Below are 14,090 nucleotides of genomic sequence, written 5' to 3'. Positions count from 1 at the left end.
GGCACGTGATGGGTCGTGCATGCGCCGCGGCGTGGTACGGCATGCAGCGTCGGGTGCGGCAGATGGCTTATTTGACCTGCGCCACCATCCACTTCACCGTGGCTTCGATCTGGGCATCGGTCAATGCAGGATTGCCGCCCTTGGGCGGCATGAAATTGCCATCCGGGCCGTGGTAACCGTGAATCGCGTGCTGCACCAGGACGTGGATGCCCTGCGCGATGCGCGGACCCCACATCGCCTTGTTGCCGATGACCGGCGCACCCGCTACGCCGGCGGTATGACAGGTCGTGCACAGATGGTTGAAGATGACATGGCCGTCGAGCGTGCCGCCATAAGCCACCTGGGACGCCGCAGCCTTGTTCGCCGCGGCCTGCGCCGCCTGCATCGCCGCCGCCCCGGCGGCGCCGGCATACACGGCGCCGACCGGCGCGATGCGCGCATCCACCTGTTGCTGCAACGCCGGATCGGTAGGCTGCGGCATGCGATCGTAGATGTATGCAGCCAGCGCAATCAGGCCGAGCGCTACCAGCAGGAGAATGGTGAGGACGGTCGAAAACTGCCGCAGAAAACGCTTGTCGGATGGGCTGATCGGTCCGCTCACGGGTATACCTCTGCTCAATCCTGAAGGGAGCCTGCCTGCCGGGGCAGCCAATCGGTGAAGTATAGCCAAGCTCCGTGCTCGCTCAAGCCAGTGGCGGTTTTCACCCACCGGCGCCATACGTGCGGCTCCCGGACCACGCGTCCGCACCCGATGTACACGGCATGCAACGGCACGCCACGACCTGCGCGATCCATGTCAAAATCCGCACTCGCGCGCCCGTAGCTCAGCTGGATAGAGTACTGCCCTCCGAAGGCAGTGGTCGGGGGTTCGAATCCCTCCGGGCGCGCCACATGACATTGGTCAAAGCGGGCTTCGGCCGGTCAGCCGGCCTGCTTTGACTTTAAAGGGGCTGAGATCTAGACCCCGCAACAATCGAGAGTCCTGCCGCCTGCCGCCTGCCGCTGTTGCTCTTTTGTTTGGACTTCTTTCAGGCCCGGTTGACCTATGGCCATGTGACAGATTTTCAGGCCAAGGGGTGGGCTGGGACACTTTTGGGACAGCGCTGGGACAGTCGATGGTTGCCCGACGCAAATTTGAGTAATGGTCACTGTGACACGGCACATCGATGGCCAGAGCTTGCTCATAGGCTTCCACTTTCCTGCGCACACCTAGAATCTGACCCGAGTTCTGGGATGCGAATACCCAGCGCAACCAGGAGCGCGATGCTGCTTCGATGCCGGGACTGATCCTCGCTTGTTGGCGGGTGACCCTCGAATGTGGGTGCGCTCCGCGAACGGATCCCGTCAGGGTCGGCGAAAGTGCTGCGGGTGGAGCAAGGCGGGTCAGGACATCGAGGTCACGGCGCGATTGTTTCAAACGCGCGGCAACAGTCACCTCAGTCGCTTGCTCGGCGACTTGGCGCCGGCGCCGATCAGCAGCATCTCCATCTGCGCTTCGAGGCGAATGACGCGCTCGGTGAGGGTCTCGATCCTGGCTTGTTGCGCGGTCAGTAACTGCGCCTGCTGCGTCACCCGCCCCTCCATCTGGATGATCGTGGTGAGCGCACTCCAGATCGTCTGTGCGCCGCCCATTACGGCGTGTGACTGCGACGGGATGCCGGTGCCTTGGCGGCCGCTTCCATCGCCTCGATGCGCGCGTTGCTCGCAGCAATGCGCGCAAATGCCTCATCCATCGCGGCCATGGAGCGCCGGGCGGAAGCCTGAGCCGCCCCGGCCAGGGCGACGAGGTCGGCGTCGGCCGGCAGGTACGCATGCGCACCGCTGCGCATCAGCTCCGAGACGGTCATGTCGAGCTTCTTGGCCTTGGCGACTATGGCGCGTTTTTCTTGTGTGGTGGCCTGCACCACGATGCGTTCGATGGCGGCGTTCACGGTCAACCTCATTTGGCTTGGCATGTCCATGGTATGTACATCCTGGCCATGGCACAAATCGAACGCCACGGCCGTCTACCCACAGGTGGCGTTTGCTCCCATTCACCCCCCGATCCGTCGGGTTCGGACCGACCGATTCCTGAGCCAGCGGCGCCTTCTTCATCGCGCCATCCACGCGCTGGCATCGCCACGCGATACCCTGCATCTCGTCGTATTCGGCCCGATCTGCTTCCCACAGCGCCTCGAAGAACCCTGCTTGCTCCCATTCCAGGTAGCGCTTGCGCACGACGTTGGCGCTTCCAAATCGCTCCTTGGGCAGGGCTTTCCACTGACAACCCGCGCGTAGCGCGTACACGGTGGCTTCGAACATCTGAGCGGCGGCTTCAGTGGCCGCCCAGCGCCAAGTCTGCGCTGATACACCTTGTCCGGCGACATCACCCGCTGCGGAACCAGCGGCTCAACCTGCTGCCAGAACGCATCCGTTACGACCCGGGGCCCAACTCGCCAGTTGCTCCGGTGCCGCGCAGCCTGCGGCTCGGAACAGGAGTTCACCTATTTACGGATACGTTCTAAGTCTTCGTCTTCGATGACGCCTGCCGCTTCCCGGCGCGGCGCGCGCCATGCTCGGATTCGGCAATGATCTGGCGCAGATATTCGATTCCATCTTCCTGCGGAAAGAAGGCGATGACGTCCGCGACCGACAGGTTGTAGCGCTTGCGCAGCAGTAGGAACTCCGACTTCGCACGTGACATTTCAGCCTCCTGGGAATTGGGGGCTGGATGCTGCTGGGCTGCGCGATCAAGCGCCGCGAGCTCCTCCTGAAAGCGGCGGAATGCATCAGTGTTGGCGGCCATGGCAAATCACGTTTCAAGCAAGATTCTGCGCGATTGTCGCACGGGACTCCGACCTGCATGGGCAGGTGTTGGTCATGGCTGCAAGGCAACAGCAACAGCTGCCGCGGTGGGCATCAAGTCGCCCGCTGACGAGTACATGCTGGCGAATGACCTGATCCCATCGGGTAGGGAGCCGGAATCCTCCGGTCCCCTCCCACACCACCGTACGTGCGGTTCCGCATACGGCGGTTCATGAGTGACGCTGAAGATACCGGCTGGTTTCGATCATTGAGACCAACTTCAGCCGGTCGAAGAAGGCTTTCGGAAACGCCTGATTCATGTGACTGGCACCACTGTTCCACCATGGGCCGTGCCCGTTGTGTCCCGAGTGCCAAGCCCGCGCCTCCGGCAGCCCTCGTTTGCGCAGCAGCGCGGTACGCCGCGGACGCGTCTTGGCTTGCCGCCATAGCAGGCAGCGCAGCCGACGCCGCAGCCATCCGTCGAGGTCCTTCCACACCGTCTTGCTCTCGCTGAGCTGGAAATAGCCGATCCATCCACGAAGCACCGGGTTCAGTGTCTCGATGGTGTGGGTCAGGCTACGTCCGCGCCCCTGACGCAGCAGTTCACGCACGCGGTCGGTCAGGCGGGCCACGCTGTGCGGCGCGACCTTGAGCCTGATATGACCACCGGCGTTCGTCAGGGTGTAGCCCAGAAACTTGCGTTTCCATGGCGTGGCGCATGCGCTCTTGGCTTCATTGACCTGCAACTTCAGGCGTTCGTCCAGGAACACCTTCATGGCGGCCATCACGCGCTGCCCTGCCGCTTCGCTTCGGACATAGATGTTGCAATCATCCGCATAACGACAGAACGCGTGTCCGCGCTTTCCCAGTTCGCAATCCCAATCCGTGAGCAGGATGTTGGACAGCAACGGCGACAACGGCCCGCCTTGCGGCGTGCCTTGGTCACGTGCTGTTTCCACCCCGTCACGCATCAAGCCCGCTTCCAGATAACGGCGGATCAGCTTGAGCACCCGCTCGTCGTCGACGTGCCGGGCGACCCGCGACATCAGGATGTCGTGGTTCACCCGGTCGAAGAACTTCTCCAAGTCCATATCCACCACCCACGCACGGCCCTCCTGCACATAGTGCTTGGCCGCACGCAGAGCTTGATGGGCACTGCGCCCCGGCCTGAAACCGTAGCTCGATGCGGAGAACGTCGGCTCGACGATCGGTTGAAGGACTTGCAGCAGCGCCTGCTGGATCAGCCGATCCAGCACCGTCGGGATGCCCAGTGTCCGCACCCCGCCCGAGGGCTTGGGAATGTCCACCGCGCGCACCTCCGACGGCAGGTAACTGCCGTCCAGCAAGGCTGCTCTCACGCAGGGCCAGTGTCTCTTCAGCCAGTCCTTGAACGATCCCACCGTCAGGCCATCGACCCCCGGTGCGCCACCGTTACGAACCACCTTCTGATACGCCGACCACACGTTGCTGCGTTCGATCACGGCCTCCATCAGCCGTGACACCTCCGCTTTCGTTTGCCCGGCTGCCGCCGTGATCGACTCGGCACCACACGGCCTACCCACGGGATACTGTCCCGCCTCTTGGCCCTTGGCCCCGGCTTCCCGGGCTTCTGCTTCGTCGTCGATCATCGAGGTTCAGTCGTCCTAATCGCGGTCTCTCATGTTCGGCCCTTCGGTCATAACGCACCTACTACGCCCCGCAGGAAGTCCCCTTGGGGGATGGCCTCTGCTGACTTCTCGCTCCGCCTTCCAGCGTCGCCCTTTCAGGCATGAGGCGAGATCTCCCCGGGTATGACGCACCTGCCTTCCCGCTTATGCCTGTCGGATATACGCCACGTCGTCTGTGCAAGTACCGGGCTTTGACCCCTTTTGCTGCCTCACCCCAACGTGTCGCCTCGTATCCGCTTCCTGTTCGTCAGGCCAGCGCTTTGCCTCGGGCTTCCTTCAGACGACCAGTCACCCGATTCGCCCTTGCCTCTGGCTAACTCTTCCCCTTGCCGGGTGAGTAGAGGACTTTCACCTCCAAGCAGGTGCGCCCTGCCGGGCGCACAAAAGAGAAGCCCCGCGGAGGCGGGGCCTTGAAGTCTGGCTGGGAGACTAGGATTCGAACCTAGATAAACGGAGTCAGAGTCCGTTGTCCTACCGTTGGACGATCTCCCAAAAGCGGGAAATCAGCGCTTGGAGAACTGCGTGGCGCGACGCGCCTTGTGCAGACCAACCTTCTTGCGCTCGACTTCGCGCGCGTCACGGGTCATGAACCCGGCCTTGCGCAGCGGCGTCTTCAGGGTTTCGTCGTACTCGACCAGTGCACGCGAAATGCCCAGGCGAATCGCACCTGCCTGACCGGTGATGCCACCGCCCTCTACCGTGACCATGATGTCGAATTTCTCGGTCATCTGGGTCAGTTCCAGCGGCTGACGCACGATCATGCGCGAGGTCTCGCGCCCGAAGAACGTATCCAGCGACTTGCCATTGACGGTGATTGCGCCGCTGCCCTTGCGCAGGAACACGCGGGCTGCTGAGCTCTTGCGACGGCCGGTGCCGTAGTTCTGTTGCAGGGTGGCCATGGGTGTCCTCAGAAGTTCAGCGGTTGCGGCTGCTGGGCGGCATGCGGGTGCTCGGCGCCGCTGTATACCTTGAGCTTGCGATACATCGCGCGGCCCAGCGGATTCTTGGGCAGCATGCCCTTGACGCCGATCTCGATCACGCGCTCGGGATGCTTGGCCAGCAAGTCCTTGAGCGGCGTGGTCTTGAGATTGCCGACATAGCCGGTAAAGCGGTGATAGTTCTTGTCCTCGAGCTTGTTGCCGGTGACGGCAATCTTCTCGGCGTTGACCACCACGATGTAATCGCCGGTGTCGACGTGCGGCGTGAAAACAGGTTTGTGCTTGCCACGCAGACGCGAGGCAATTTCGGAACAGAGGCGGCCGAGGGTCTTGTTGGTGGCGTCAACCACAAACCAGTCGCGCTGCACGCTCTCGGCTTTGGCGCTGAAAGTCTTCATGAAAAACCATCCCGTGAGGCACAGGTATCGACGAAATAAGAAGCGGAAGTCTAGCTGCGCGCACGGCTTCGGCGCAAGCCGAAGCCAACGGCTGGCTCCAACCGCCTAAGGTAGCACAGTCAAGCAGGGCGGCTCTTGCCGACGCAGGCCTGGATGATGCGCATGGGCTTATCATGCCGGGTTGAGGCGGCTTTGTTGCCCGAACTCAACCGAGACTTCAAGACCCACGCCATGCTCGAACCGCACTACACCTCGCTGGATCGCGCGCTGATCGTATTGAACAACGCGCTGGATACCCTGGGCGCCAGCGCTGCTGCACGACGCTCCAGCCCGGCCGCCGGGCTGGAGCCGGCCCCCATGAGCGAACCCGAGCGCCGCGATGTCGCCGGGCTGATGCGCATCAATCACACCGGCGAGGTATGCGCACAAGCGCTATATCTGGGCCAGGCCGCGCTGGCGCGCAACGCGACAACGCGCGCGCACCTGCTGCACGCAGCCGATGAAGAAGCCGATCACCTCGCCTGGTGCGGCGCACGTTTGCGCGAATTGCACAGCCGGCCGAGCCTGTTCAACCCGCTGTGGTACGCCGGCAGTTATGTGCTGGGCGCGCTGGCCGCGTGCGCAGGCGATGGTCCCAGCCTGGGTTTTGTCGCCGAAACCGAGCGTCAGGTCGAGGCGCATCTGCAGTCTCACCTGGAACGTCTGCCGGCCACGGACGACGCTTCGCGCGCCATCCTCGAGCAGATGAAACAGGATGAAGCGCGTCACGCCCGGCAGGCCAGTGCCGGCGGCGGCACACCCCTGCCGTGGCCAGTACCCCGTGTTATGCGCCTCAGCGCGACTTTGATGAAGGCCGTGGCTTACCGCATCTGAGCCGCGCTGCCTGCGCTGCTCACATCAGATTGCGGCCGTGGAACAGCTCCTCGATCTCGCGCTTGAGCAGCACTTCGATGCGCTGCCGGTCCTTGAAGGAAAGATCCGATGCGTTGGCCTCGAACAGATAGGTATCGAGATCGAAGTCCTTGATGTGCATCTTGGTGTGAAAAATATTTTCCTGGTACACGTTGACATCGAACATCTCGTACTTCTGCTGAATGTGCTTGGCGAGATAGTCCTGGATCGAGTTGATCTTGTGGTCGATGAAGTGCTTCTTGCCCCTCACGTCGCGGGTGAAACCACGCACGCGATAGTCCGTGGTGACAATATCCGACTCGAAGCTGTCGATCAGGAAATTGAGCGCCTTCAGCGGCGAGATCACACCACAGGTGGAAACATCGATATCCGCGCGAAAGGTCGCGATACCATTGTGCGGATGCGTTTCCGGATAGGTGTGCACGGTGATGTGGCTCTTGTCCATGTGCGCGACCACGGCGCCGGAGATCACGTCGCGACCCAGCTTCTCGACCACCGGATACTCGGAGATCAGCATGGTCACCGAGGCACCCTGCGGGTCGTAATCCTGGCGCGCGACATTGAGGATGTTGGCGCCAATGATCTCGGCAACGTCGCTGAGAATCTGGGTCAGGCGGTCGGCGTCGTACTGCTCATCGATGTACTCGATGTAGCGCTGGCGCTGTTCCTCGGACACCGCGTAGCAGATGTCGTAGATGTTGAAGCTCAGCGACTTGGTCAGATTGTTGAAACCTTGCAGGCGCAGACGCGGCAGCGGTATGACCACGGCGATTTCCTCGATGAAATGTTCTGCATGTGCCGCGCAACGCAGCAGCGAGCATGCCGCGCCACATCGGCCGCAGCGCTCGGTCAGCCTTATAGTATCGCCTTGGCTGGCAGGACTTGAATAGATGCCGGTTGCATTTCTTTGCTGTCAGAATGCGGTTCTGTGATGCGCAGCCGTGCGCCCAGTCAGGGAGGTCGCGTGAGCCTTAAATACCTGTTGCAGGAAAATTTTCGCCGCAGTCAGGCGCCGGCCGCGCTGGCACCCGATCCTGAATCGATGGAACGTTTCCTGGCGCAGTGCCATCTGCGGCGCTATCCGCCAAAGACCGCGATCATCCGCCCGGGCGATGCCCCTACCACACTGTTTTACGTGGTTGAGGGTTCGGTCACCGTGCTTACCGAAGACGATGAAGGACGCGAGTTGATCGTGGCTTACATCAATCGCGGCGAGTTCATCGGCGAGACCGGTTTGTTTTTCCAGCCCACCCAGCGCGAAACCACCGTGCGTACCCGCGCCAATTGCGAATTGGCAGAGATCAGCTACGAGCGCCTGTTCCAGCTGTTCGCCACCAGTCTGCACGAGGAATGCCCGAAGCTGCTGTTCCTGATCGGCACGCAACTCAGCTCACGCCTGCTGCGCGCGTCGCGTCAGGCCAGTCGCCTGGCTTTCATGGATGTATCCCACCGCATCAGTCGCACGCTGCTGGACCTGTGCCTGGAACCGGACGCGCTGACCCATCCCGATGGCACCCAGATCCGCATCTCGCGACAGGAACTGTCGCGCATCGTCGGCTGCTCGCGGGAGATGGCCGGGCGCGTGCTCAAGCAACTCGAAGAGCGCGGCATGATCCACGTCTCCGGCAAGACCGTGGTGGTGCTGGGTACGCGCTGAGCGCTGGCATCAACCCCAGTCGACTTCGGCATAACGATCACCCAGGCGCGCCTGCATGCGCATGCGCAGCGCTGCGTCGGGATTCACCAGCACGGCGGCCTCGGCCGCGGCAAGTATCGGCAGATCGACACCCGCATCGCTATACGCGCAGGCCCACGGCGGCGCGATGCCGTGGCGGGCGAGTTGCCGAACCTTCTCGGCGCCGACGTTGTGCACGTCGGATCTCATGCCAAGCACGCCCGGACGCAATTGCGAGGCGACCAGTTCAATGTCATCCAGCCCGACCGCATCGAGCAGCGCGCGCGCCAGATGCTCCTCGCAGCCGGTGACGATGACCACGCGATCACCACGCAGCAGGTGTCGGCGCAAACTGCTGACCGCGTCGCGCAGAAACGCACCGCGCCGCAATGCCTGCACGCGCGCGTGTGATTCAACGACCACGCGGTACTGCGCCTGATCCAGTCCCAGCAACGCGACACGCACCAGCCAGCGCACCAACCACCAGCGCCCGTGCCGGTTGAGCGCCACGGGCGCCAGCGGCAGCGTCGGCAGCAACAGCAGTGCGCGCCAGGGCTGAAGCCGAAAGCGCTTCCACAGGAAATGGCTGAAGCTGTCACCGCGCACCAGCACGCCGTCGAAATCAAACAGCACGGTGCACGGCGCGGATGCGGCCACGCCGGTCTCAGCCGGAATACTCATGCGCGCTCGACCGCGAACAGGCGCGCCAGTTCAGCGCCCGGATCGACGGCGCGCATGCAGGTCTCGCCGACCAGAAACGCCTGCACGCCGGCGGCGCGCAGCAAAGCCACGTCCGCACCCGTGCGAATGCCGCTCTCGCTGACCAGCAGGCGCTCGGCAGGCACGCGCGTGCGCAGCTGCAGAGTGGTGTCCAAATGCGTTTCGAAGCTACGCAGATCGCGGTTGTTGACGCCGATCAGACGCACCGGCAAATCCAGCGCGCACTCCAGTTCGGCGCCGTCATGCACCTCGACCAGCACATCCAGATCCAGCTCGCTGGCCAACAGGCTCAGCTCCAGCAGTGCGCCGTCACCCAGTGCGGCCACGATCAGCAGGATGCAATCGGCGCCCAGTGCGCGCGCCTCGTACACCTGCCACGGATCGATGACGAAATCCTTGCGCAACACCGGCAACGCACAGGCCGCGCATGCCTGCTGCAGATACGCATCGCTACCCTGGAAAAAATCAACATCGGTCAGCACCGACAGGCACGTGGCACCACCTGCCGCATAGCTGCGCGCGATCGCGGCAACATCGAAGTCGGCGCGGATCACGCCTGCGCTGGGGCTGGCTTTCTTGATCTCGGCGATGACCGCGGGCAAGCCCGCAGCCGCACGCGCGATCAGCGCATCGGCGAACGCGCGCGGCGCGGGCGCGGCGCGGGCGCGCGCTGCCAGCTCAGCCAGTGGCAGCGCGGCGCGGCGCGCATTTACCTCCTCGACCTTGCGCGCGAGGATGCGCCGCAGAACATCGTTCATGCCGCCACGCCTTTGAGCCGTTGTGTGGCGGCCACGAAATCATCCACGCGCGCACGTGCGTCACCGTTGTCGATGGCGGCGCGCGCGCGCGCGATGCCAGCACCAAGGTCCGCGGCAAGTCCGGCGACATACAGCGCGGCGCCGGCATTCAACAGCACCACGTCACGCGCGATGGCGTGGCGGTTTTCCAGCGCCGCCAGCAGCAGCCCGCGCGAGGCCTGCGCATCGTCCACGCGCAGGTTGCGGCTGGAGGCCATGCTGAAGCCGAAATCTTCCGGCTCCAGTTCGTACTCGTGCACCGCGCCCTCGCGCAGTTCACCCACCAAGGTGGCGCCACCGAGGGAAATCTCGTCCAGCCCATCCTTGCCGTACACCACCATGGCGCGCTGCACGCCAAGCTGCTGCAGCACGCGCACCTGGATGCCAACCAGGTCGGGATGGAACACGCCCATCAGGATGTTCGGCGCAGCCGCCGGATTGGTCAGCGGGCCGAGGATGTTGAAGATGGTGCGCACGCCCAGCTCGCGCCGCACCGGCGCGACCGCTTTCATCGCCGGATGATGGTTGGGCGCGAACATGAAACCGATACCGGTTTCGGCCAGGCATTGCGCGACCTGCTGCGGCGCCAGGTCGATGCGCGCACCCAGTGCCTCGAGCACATCGGCGCTGCCCGACTTCGAGGACACGCCGCGGTTGCCGTGCTTGGCCACGCGTGCACCCGCGGCCGCGGCCACGAACATGCTGGCGGTGGAGATGTTGAAGCTGTGCGCGCCATCGCCGCCGGTACCCACGATGTCGATGAAATGCGCATACGCCGGGGTCGGCACGCGTACCGCCAGCTCGCGCATCACGCGCGCCGCGCCGGTGATCTCGCCCACGGTTTCCTTCTTCACGCGCAAGCCGACGACGATGGCTGCGGTCAGCGCCGGCGGCACCTCGCCGCGCATGATCTGGCGCATCAGGTCGATCATCTCGTCGTGAAAGATCTCGCGGTGCTCGATCGTGCGTTGCAGCGCCTCGTGCGGCGTGATGGTGACGGATTTCATGGCCTTCAGGTATCCAGGAAATTGCGCAGCAGCGCGTGGCCGTGCTGCGTGGCGATGGATTCAGGGTGAAACTGCACGCCCTGGATCGGCAGCGTCTTGTGGCGCAGGCCCATGATCGCCTCGCGCGTGCCGTCGGGATATTCGCTCCACGCGCTGATCTGCAGACAGTCGGGCAGCGATTCCGGCGCCACCACCAGCGAGTGGTAGCGCGTCGCGGTAAACCCATCCGGCAAGCCGGCGAACACGCCCGTGCCGGCATGGCGGATACGCGAGGTCTTGCCGTGCATGATCTGCGGCGCGCGCACCACCGCAGCGCCAAACGCCTGGCCGATCGCCTGGTGCCCCAGGCATACGCCGAGGATCGGCACGCTGCCGCCGAGCTGGCGCAACAGCTGCAGCGACACACCCGCTTCGCCGGGTGTACCCGGCCCCGGCGAAATCACGATGTACCCGGGCCGCAACGCGCGCATGCCGGCAACGTCGATGGCGTCATTGCGCACCACCTTCACCTCCACGCCCAGCTCGCCGAAATACTGCGCCAGGTTCCAGGTGAAGCTGTCGTAATTGTCGATCAGCAGCAGCACGTCACAGCCCCTGCGCGGCTTGCGCCACGGCGCGGAACAGGGCACGGCCCTTGTTCATGGTTTCTTCCCACTCGGCGGCCGGGTCGGAGTCGTACACCACGCCACCGCCGGCCTGCACGTGCAACTGGCCGTCCTGGATCACCGCGGTACGGATGGCGATGGCCGTATCGCCATCGCCCCACCAGCCGATCCAGCCGACCGCGCCGGCGTACACATTGCGCCGGTGCGGCTCCAGCTCCTGGATGATCTCCAGCGCGCGGATCTTGGGCGCGCCCGAGACGGTGCCCGCCGGGAAGCTGGCCTTGAGCGCATCCATGTAACCCAGCCCCGGCGCCAGCGTGCCCTCGACCTGCGAAACGATGTGCATGACATGCGAATAGCGCTCGATGACGAAGGACTCGGTCACATGCACGCTGCCGGTGACGCTGACGCGACCCACATCGTTGCGGCCCAGATCGATCAGCATCAGATGCTCGGCACGCTCCTTGGGATCGGCCAACAGCTCTTCGGCCAACATCTGGTCTTCATCCGCCGTGGCGCCACGACGGCGCGTGCCGGCAATCGGGCGCAGCACCACCTTGCCGTCTTGCACACGCACCAGGATCTCGGGCGAGGAACCGACAATCTGGGTAGCACCAAGATCGATGAAATACATGTACGGCGAGGGATTGAGTGCGCGTAATGCCCGGTACACATCCACCGGGCGCCCATCGAACGGCACGCTGAGACGCTGCGAGGGCACCACCTGGAAAATATCGCCGGCACGGATGTACTCCCTGGCGCGCTCGACCAGCGCCTCGTAACCGGCGCGGCTGAAACCGGATTTGAAATCGGCCTCGGCCAGCGGCTTGGCACGCTGCGTTTCCGGATAGGCAGATCCCGCGTGGCGCAGACGAAACGCCAGCTCATCCAGGCGCCGCACGGCGCGGCGCCAGGCCTGCGGCAACGCCGGGTCGGCGTGCACGATCAGGAACAGGCGCCCGCGCAGATTGTCGAACACGGCCACTTCCTCGGCCAGCATCAACAGCGCGTCGGGCGTACCCAGCAAGTCGGGCATGTCGGTGCGCAGCAGGCGCGGCTCGATGTAGCCGATGCACTCGAAGCCGAAATACCCGACCAGTCCACCGGTGAACGCCGGCAGGCCCGGCAGGCGTGGCACCTTGAAGCCAGCGCGCAACTGCTCGATGGCGGCCAGCGGGTCGGCCGGCGTGTCGCGCGCGACTACCTCGCCCAGCTCGCTGGTTTCCAGCACACCCGCGCGCAGCGTGTACACGCGCCGCGCCGGCAGACCAATGATCGAATAGCGCCCCCAGGACTCGCCACCCTCGACCGACTCGAAGAGGAACGTGTGCGGCCCGTCGGCCAGCTTCAGATACACCGACAGCGGCGTATCCAGATCGGAAAACACCTCGCGCACCACGGGAATGCGGGTATGGCCCTGCGCGGCGAGGGCGTCGAACTCGGCTGAGGTGATCACGGCGTGCGATGGACCCGAAGCGAACGCAGCACGATAGCAGCGCCGTCGCGTGGCGTCAGCAGCAGCGCTTGGGCGATGACTCGCCCGCGGCACGCGCGAGCTGCACCGGCAGGCACGGCACCGAACCGTACGAGCAGAACACGCAGCAGTCGCCCGCCCTGGGGCGCAACAGGGCGTGGCAGTGCGGACACTCGAAGAAGAACTGGCAACGGTCGGTCGGCATGACCTGTGCGCTCTGTCCGGCGCACTGCGGGCAGGTGAGGACACTTTCCAGGGTGGGCGCGTTGTTCATGTGCGCTGCGTGACCGCCGCCGCGGCGCGCGCGCGCAAATCCCCGATGACGGCGCGGTAATCAGGCTTGCCGAACACGGCGCTGCCGGCGACGAAGGTGTCGGCGCCGGCGCCAGCGGCGGCGCCGATGGTGTCGTGGTTGATGCCGCCGTCCACCTCCAGCCGCACGTCGCGGCCACTGCTGTCGATGCGCGCGCGCACCACGCGCAGCTTGTCCAGCGTGGCGGGGATGAACGCCTGCCCGCCGAAGCCAGGGTTGACCGACATGAGCAGCACCAGGTCGAGTTGATGCAACGTCCAGTCCAGCCACTGCAGCGGCGTGGCCGGATTGAGCACCAGACCGGTCATGCAGCCATGACTGCGGATCAACTGCAGGGTGCGATCGACGTGCGCGCTGGCCTCGGGGTGAAAGCTGATGCGCGTGGCGCCGGCAGCGGCGAAATCGGGCACGATGCGATCCACCGGAGTCACCATCAGGTGCACGTCGATCGGCGCGCTGATGCCGTAGTCACGCAGCGCCTTGCACACCTGCGGACCGATGCTGAGGTTGGGCACGTAGTGGTTGTCCATGACATCGAAGTGCAACCAGTCGGCGCCGGCATCCAGCGCTTTCTGCGCATCTGCGCCGAGACGCGCGAAATCGGCGGACAGAATCGATGGTGCGATGACGATGGGCTGGCGCATGGCAGAACTCCACGAAAGTCGCATTGTCGGCCACACGCCGCGCGCGACCAAGCGTGCGCCGTCAGTCAGCGTGTTGCTGGTTGCCGGACCCGTCCGCGAGGGGCGCAAAGGAATTTGATCCCTAGGCCCTGGCGACCCTGGTTTCTGCGCGCACCC

Annotated in this window: 17 protein-coding genes, 2 tRNA genes and 1 pseudogene; 3 read left to right on the top strand and 17 right to left on the bottom strand. The window is 64.4% G+C overall.

Features of this window, described 5'->3' with window-relative positions:
* Nucleotides 1-67: 67 nt before the first annotated feature.
* Nucleotides 68-589 (bottom strand): c-type cytochrome, encoded by a 522-nt coding sequence (locus tag Mschef_RS03905; protein ID WP_081126827.1) that lies wholly within the window; start codon nt 587-589, stop codon nt 68-70.
* Between the two features lie 224 nt (nt 590-813).
* Here Mschef_RS03905 and Mschef_RS03900 point away from each other — a divergent pair.
* A tRNA-Arg gene (locus Mschef_RS03900) sits at nt 814-890 on the top strand.
* 541 nt (nt 891-1,431) lie between these two features.
* On the opposite strand, the gene Mschef_RS03895 is transcribed toward Mschef_RS03900, so the two are convergent.
* The 8 genes and pseudogenes from Mschef_RS03895 to rplM all read right to left on the bottom strand — a co-directional run bounded on the left by Mschef_RS03895 (nt 1,432) and on the right by rplM (nt 5,787).
* The gene (locus Mschef_RS03895; RefSeq protein ID WP_081126483.1) at nt 1,432-1,632 is read right to left on the bottom strand and encodes a hypothetical protein; all 201 of its coding nucleotides are present in this window, start codon (nt 1,630-1,632) and stop codon (nt 1,432-1,434) included.
* Complete coding sequence (locus tag Mschef_RS03890; RefSeq protein WP_081126826.1) at nt 1,632-1,931, bottom strand: hypothetical protein; 300 nt, start codon at nt 1,929-1,931, stop codon at nt 1,632-1,634. The genes Mschef_RS03895 and Mschef_RS03890 overlap by 1 nt, the downstream gene beginning before the upstream one ends.
* A 61-nt stretch (nt 1,932-1,992) precedes the next feature.
* Nucleotides 1,993-2,384 (bottom strand): annotated as a pseudogene (locus tag Mschef_RS03885) (transposase); the annotation flags it as partial.
* Between the two features lie 116 nt (nt 2,385-2,500).
* Nucleotides 2,501-2,785 (bottom strand): hypothetical protein, encoded by a 285-nt coding sequence (locus tag Mschef_RS03880; protein ID WP_081126481.1) that lies wholly within the window; start codon nt 2,783-2,785, stop codon nt 2,501-2,503.
* A gap of 229 nt (nt 2,786-3,014) precedes the next feature.
* Nucleotides 3,015-4,412, bottom strand: a complete 1,398-nt coding sequence (gene ltrA, locus Mschef_RS03875; protein ID WP_081126478.1) for a group II intron reverse transcriptase/maturase — start codon at nt 4,410-4,412, stop codon at nt 3,015-3,017.
* Nucleotides 4,413-4,869: 457 nt separating this feature from the next.
* Nucleotides 4,870-4,943, bottom strand: a tRNA-Gln gene (locus Mschef_RS03870).
* Between the two features lie 11 nt (nt 4,944-4,954).
* Entirely contained in the window at nt 4,955-5,350 is a 396-nt protein-coding gene (gene rpsI, locus Mschef_RS03865) for a 30S ribosomal protein S9 (RefSeq protein WP_081126477.1), read from the bottom strand.
* Between the two features lie 8 nt (nt 5,351-5,358).
* Nucleotides 5,359-5,787 (bottom strand): 50S ribosomal protein L13, encoded by a 429-nt coding sequence (gene rplM, locus Mschef_RS03860; RefSeq protein ID WP_081126474.1) that lies wholly within the window; start codon nt 5,785-5,787, stop codon nt 5,359-5,361.
* A 231-nt stretch (nt 5,788-6,018) separates the two neighbouring features.
* Between rplM and coq7 the strand changes: the two genes are divergently transcribed.
* Nucleotides 6,019-6,660 carry a 2-polyprenyl-3-methyl-6-methoxy-1,4-benzoquinone monooxygenase gene (coq7, locus tag Mschef_RS03855; RefSeq protein ID WP_081126825.1) on the top strand — a complete coding sequence of 214 codons (642 nt, stop codon included), beginning with the start codon at nt 6,019-6,021 and terminating at the stop codon, nt 6,658-6,660.
* Between the two features lie 19 nt (nt 6,661-6,679).
* Here coq7 and speD read toward each other — a convergent pair whose 3' ends face one another.
* Entirely contained in the window at nt 6,680-7,465 is a 786-nt protein-coding gene (gene speD / locus Mschef_RS03850) for an adenosylmethionine decarboxylase (RefSeq protein ID WP_081126473.1), read from the bottom strand.
* Nucleotides 7,466-7,741: 276 nt separating this feature from the next.
* On the opposite strand from speD, the gene crp reads away from it, so the two are divergent.
* Nucleotides 7,742-8,356 (top strand): cAMP-activated global transcriptional regulator CRP, encoded by a 615-nt coding sequence (gene crp / locus Mschef_RS03845; RefSeq protein WP_081126824.1) that lies wholly within the window; start codon nt 7,742-7,744, stop codon nt 8,354-8,356.
* A gap of 9 nt (nt 8,357-8,365) precedes the next feature.
* On the opposite strand, the gene Mschef_RS03840 is transcribed toward crp, so the two are convergent.
* Genes Mschef_RS03840 through rpe form a run of 7 tightly spaced genes read right to left on the bottom strand, consistent with a single transcriptional unit; the run spans nt 8,366 to nt 13,958 of the window.
* Entirely contained in the window at nt 8,366-9,055 is a 690-nt protein-coding gene (locus Mschef_RS03840; RefSeq protein WP_081126472.1) for a haloacid dehalogenase-like hydrolase, read from the bottom strand.
* The gene (trpC, locus tag Mschef_RS03835; RefSeq protein WP_081126471.1) at nt 9,052-9,852 is read right to left on the bottom strand and encodes an indole-3-glycerol phosphate synthase TrpC; all 801 of its coding nucleotides are present in this window, start codon (nt 9,850-9,852) and stop codon (nt 9,052-9,054) included. The genes Mschef_RS03840 and trpC overlap by 4 nt, the downstream gene beginning before the upstream one ends.
* Entirely contained in the window at nt 9,849-10,898 is a 1,050-nt protein-coding gene (gene trpD / locus Mschef_RS03830) for an anthranilate phosphoribosyltransferase (protein ID WP_081126470.1), read from the bottom strand. The genes trpC and trpD overlap by 4 nt, the downstream gene beginning before the upstream one ends.
* A 5-nt stretch (nt 10,899-10,903) precedes the next feature.
* A complete protein-coding gene (locus Mschef_RS03825; RefSeq protein ID WP_081126469.1) occupies nt 10,904-11,482 on the bottom strand; it encodes an anthranilate synthase component II in 579 nt (192 codons plus the stop codon).
* A gap of 1 nt (nt 11,483) precedes the next feature.
* Entirely contained in the window at nt 11,484-12,959 is a 1,476-nt protein-coding gene (gene trpE, locus Mschef_RS03820; protein ID WP_081126468.1) for an anthranilate synthase component I, read from the bottom strand.
* Nucleotides 12,960-13,014: 55 nt separating this feature from the next.
* On the bottom strand, nt 13,015-13,251 hold the full coding sequence (locus Mschef_RS03815) for a GDCCVxC domain-containing (seleno)protein (protein WP_081126467.1): 237 nt from the start codon (nt 13,249-13,251) through the stop codon (nt 13,015-13,017).
* The gene (gene rpe, locus Mschef_RS03810; protein ID WP_136256571.1) at nt 13,248-13,958 is read right to left on the bottom strand and encodes a ribulose-phosphate 3-epimerase; all 711 of its coding nucleotides are present in this window, start codon (nt 13,956-13,958) and stop codon (nt 13,248-13,250) included. Before rpe ends, Mschef_RS03815 begins: the two co-directional genes overlap by 4 nt.
* Between the last annotated feature and the right edge of the window lie 132 nt (nt 13,959-14,090).

The organism is Metallibacterium scheffleri (assembly GCF_002077135.1).
Lineage (GTDB): Bacteria > Pseudomonadota > Gammaproteobacteria > Xanthomonadales > Rhodanobacteraceae > Metallibacterium > Metallibacterium scheffleri.
Note: the sequence above shows the minus strand (reverse complement) of the source record. Positions and strands in the feature narration are given on the sequence as shown.

Excerpts from the sequence above, each read along its gene's own strand:
- Mschef_RS03895 (WP_081126483.1), bottom strand. The coding sequence starts at position 1,632 with ATGGGCGGCGCACAGACGATCTGGAGTGCGCTCACCACGATCATCCAG.
- Mschef_RS03880 (WP_081126481.1), bottom strand. The coding sequence starts at position 2,785 with ATGGCCGCCAACACTGATGCATTCCGCCGCTTTCAGGAGGAGCTCGCG.
- ltrA (WP_081126478.1), bottom strand. The coding sequence starts at position 4,412 with ATGATCGACGACGAAGCAGAAGCCCGGGAAGCCGGGGCCAAGGGCCAA.
- rpsI (WP_081126477.1), bottom strand. The coding sequence starts at position 5,350 with ATGGCCACCCTGCAACAGAACTACGGCACCGGCCGTCGCAAGAGCTCA.
- rplM (WP_081126474.1), bottom strand. The coding sequence starts at position 5,787 with ATGAAGACTTTCAGCGCCAAAGCCGAGAGCGTGCAGCGCGACTGGTTT.
- coq7 (WP_081126825.1), top strand. The coding sequence starts at position 6,019 with ATGCTCGAACCGCACTACACCTCGCTGGATCGCGCGCTGATCGTATTG.
- crp (WP_081126824.1), top strand. The coding sequence starts at position 7,742 with ATGGAACGTTTCCTGGCGCAGTGCCATCTGCGGCGCTATCCGCCAAAG.
- Mschef_RS03840 (WP_081126472.1), bottom strand. The coding sequence starts at position 9,055 with ATGAGTATTCCGGCTGAGACCGGCGTGGCCGCATCCGCGCCGTGCACC.
- trpC (WP_081126471.1), bottom strand. The coding sequence starts at position 9,852 with ATGAACGATGTTCTGCGGCGCATCCTCGCGCGCAAGGTCGAGGAGGTA.
- trpD (WP_081126470.1), bottom strand. The coding sequence starts at position 10,898 with ATGAAATCCGTCACCATCACGCCGCACGAGGCGCTGCAACGCACGATC.
- Mschef_RS03815 (WP_081126467.1), bottom strand. The coding sequence starts at position 13,251 with ATGAACAACGCGCCCACCCTGGAAAGTGTCCTCACCTGCCCGCAGTGC.
- rpe (WP_136256571.1), bottom strand. The coding sequence starts at position 13,958 with ATGCGACTTTCGTGGAGTTCTGCCATGCGCCAGCCCATCGTCATCGCA.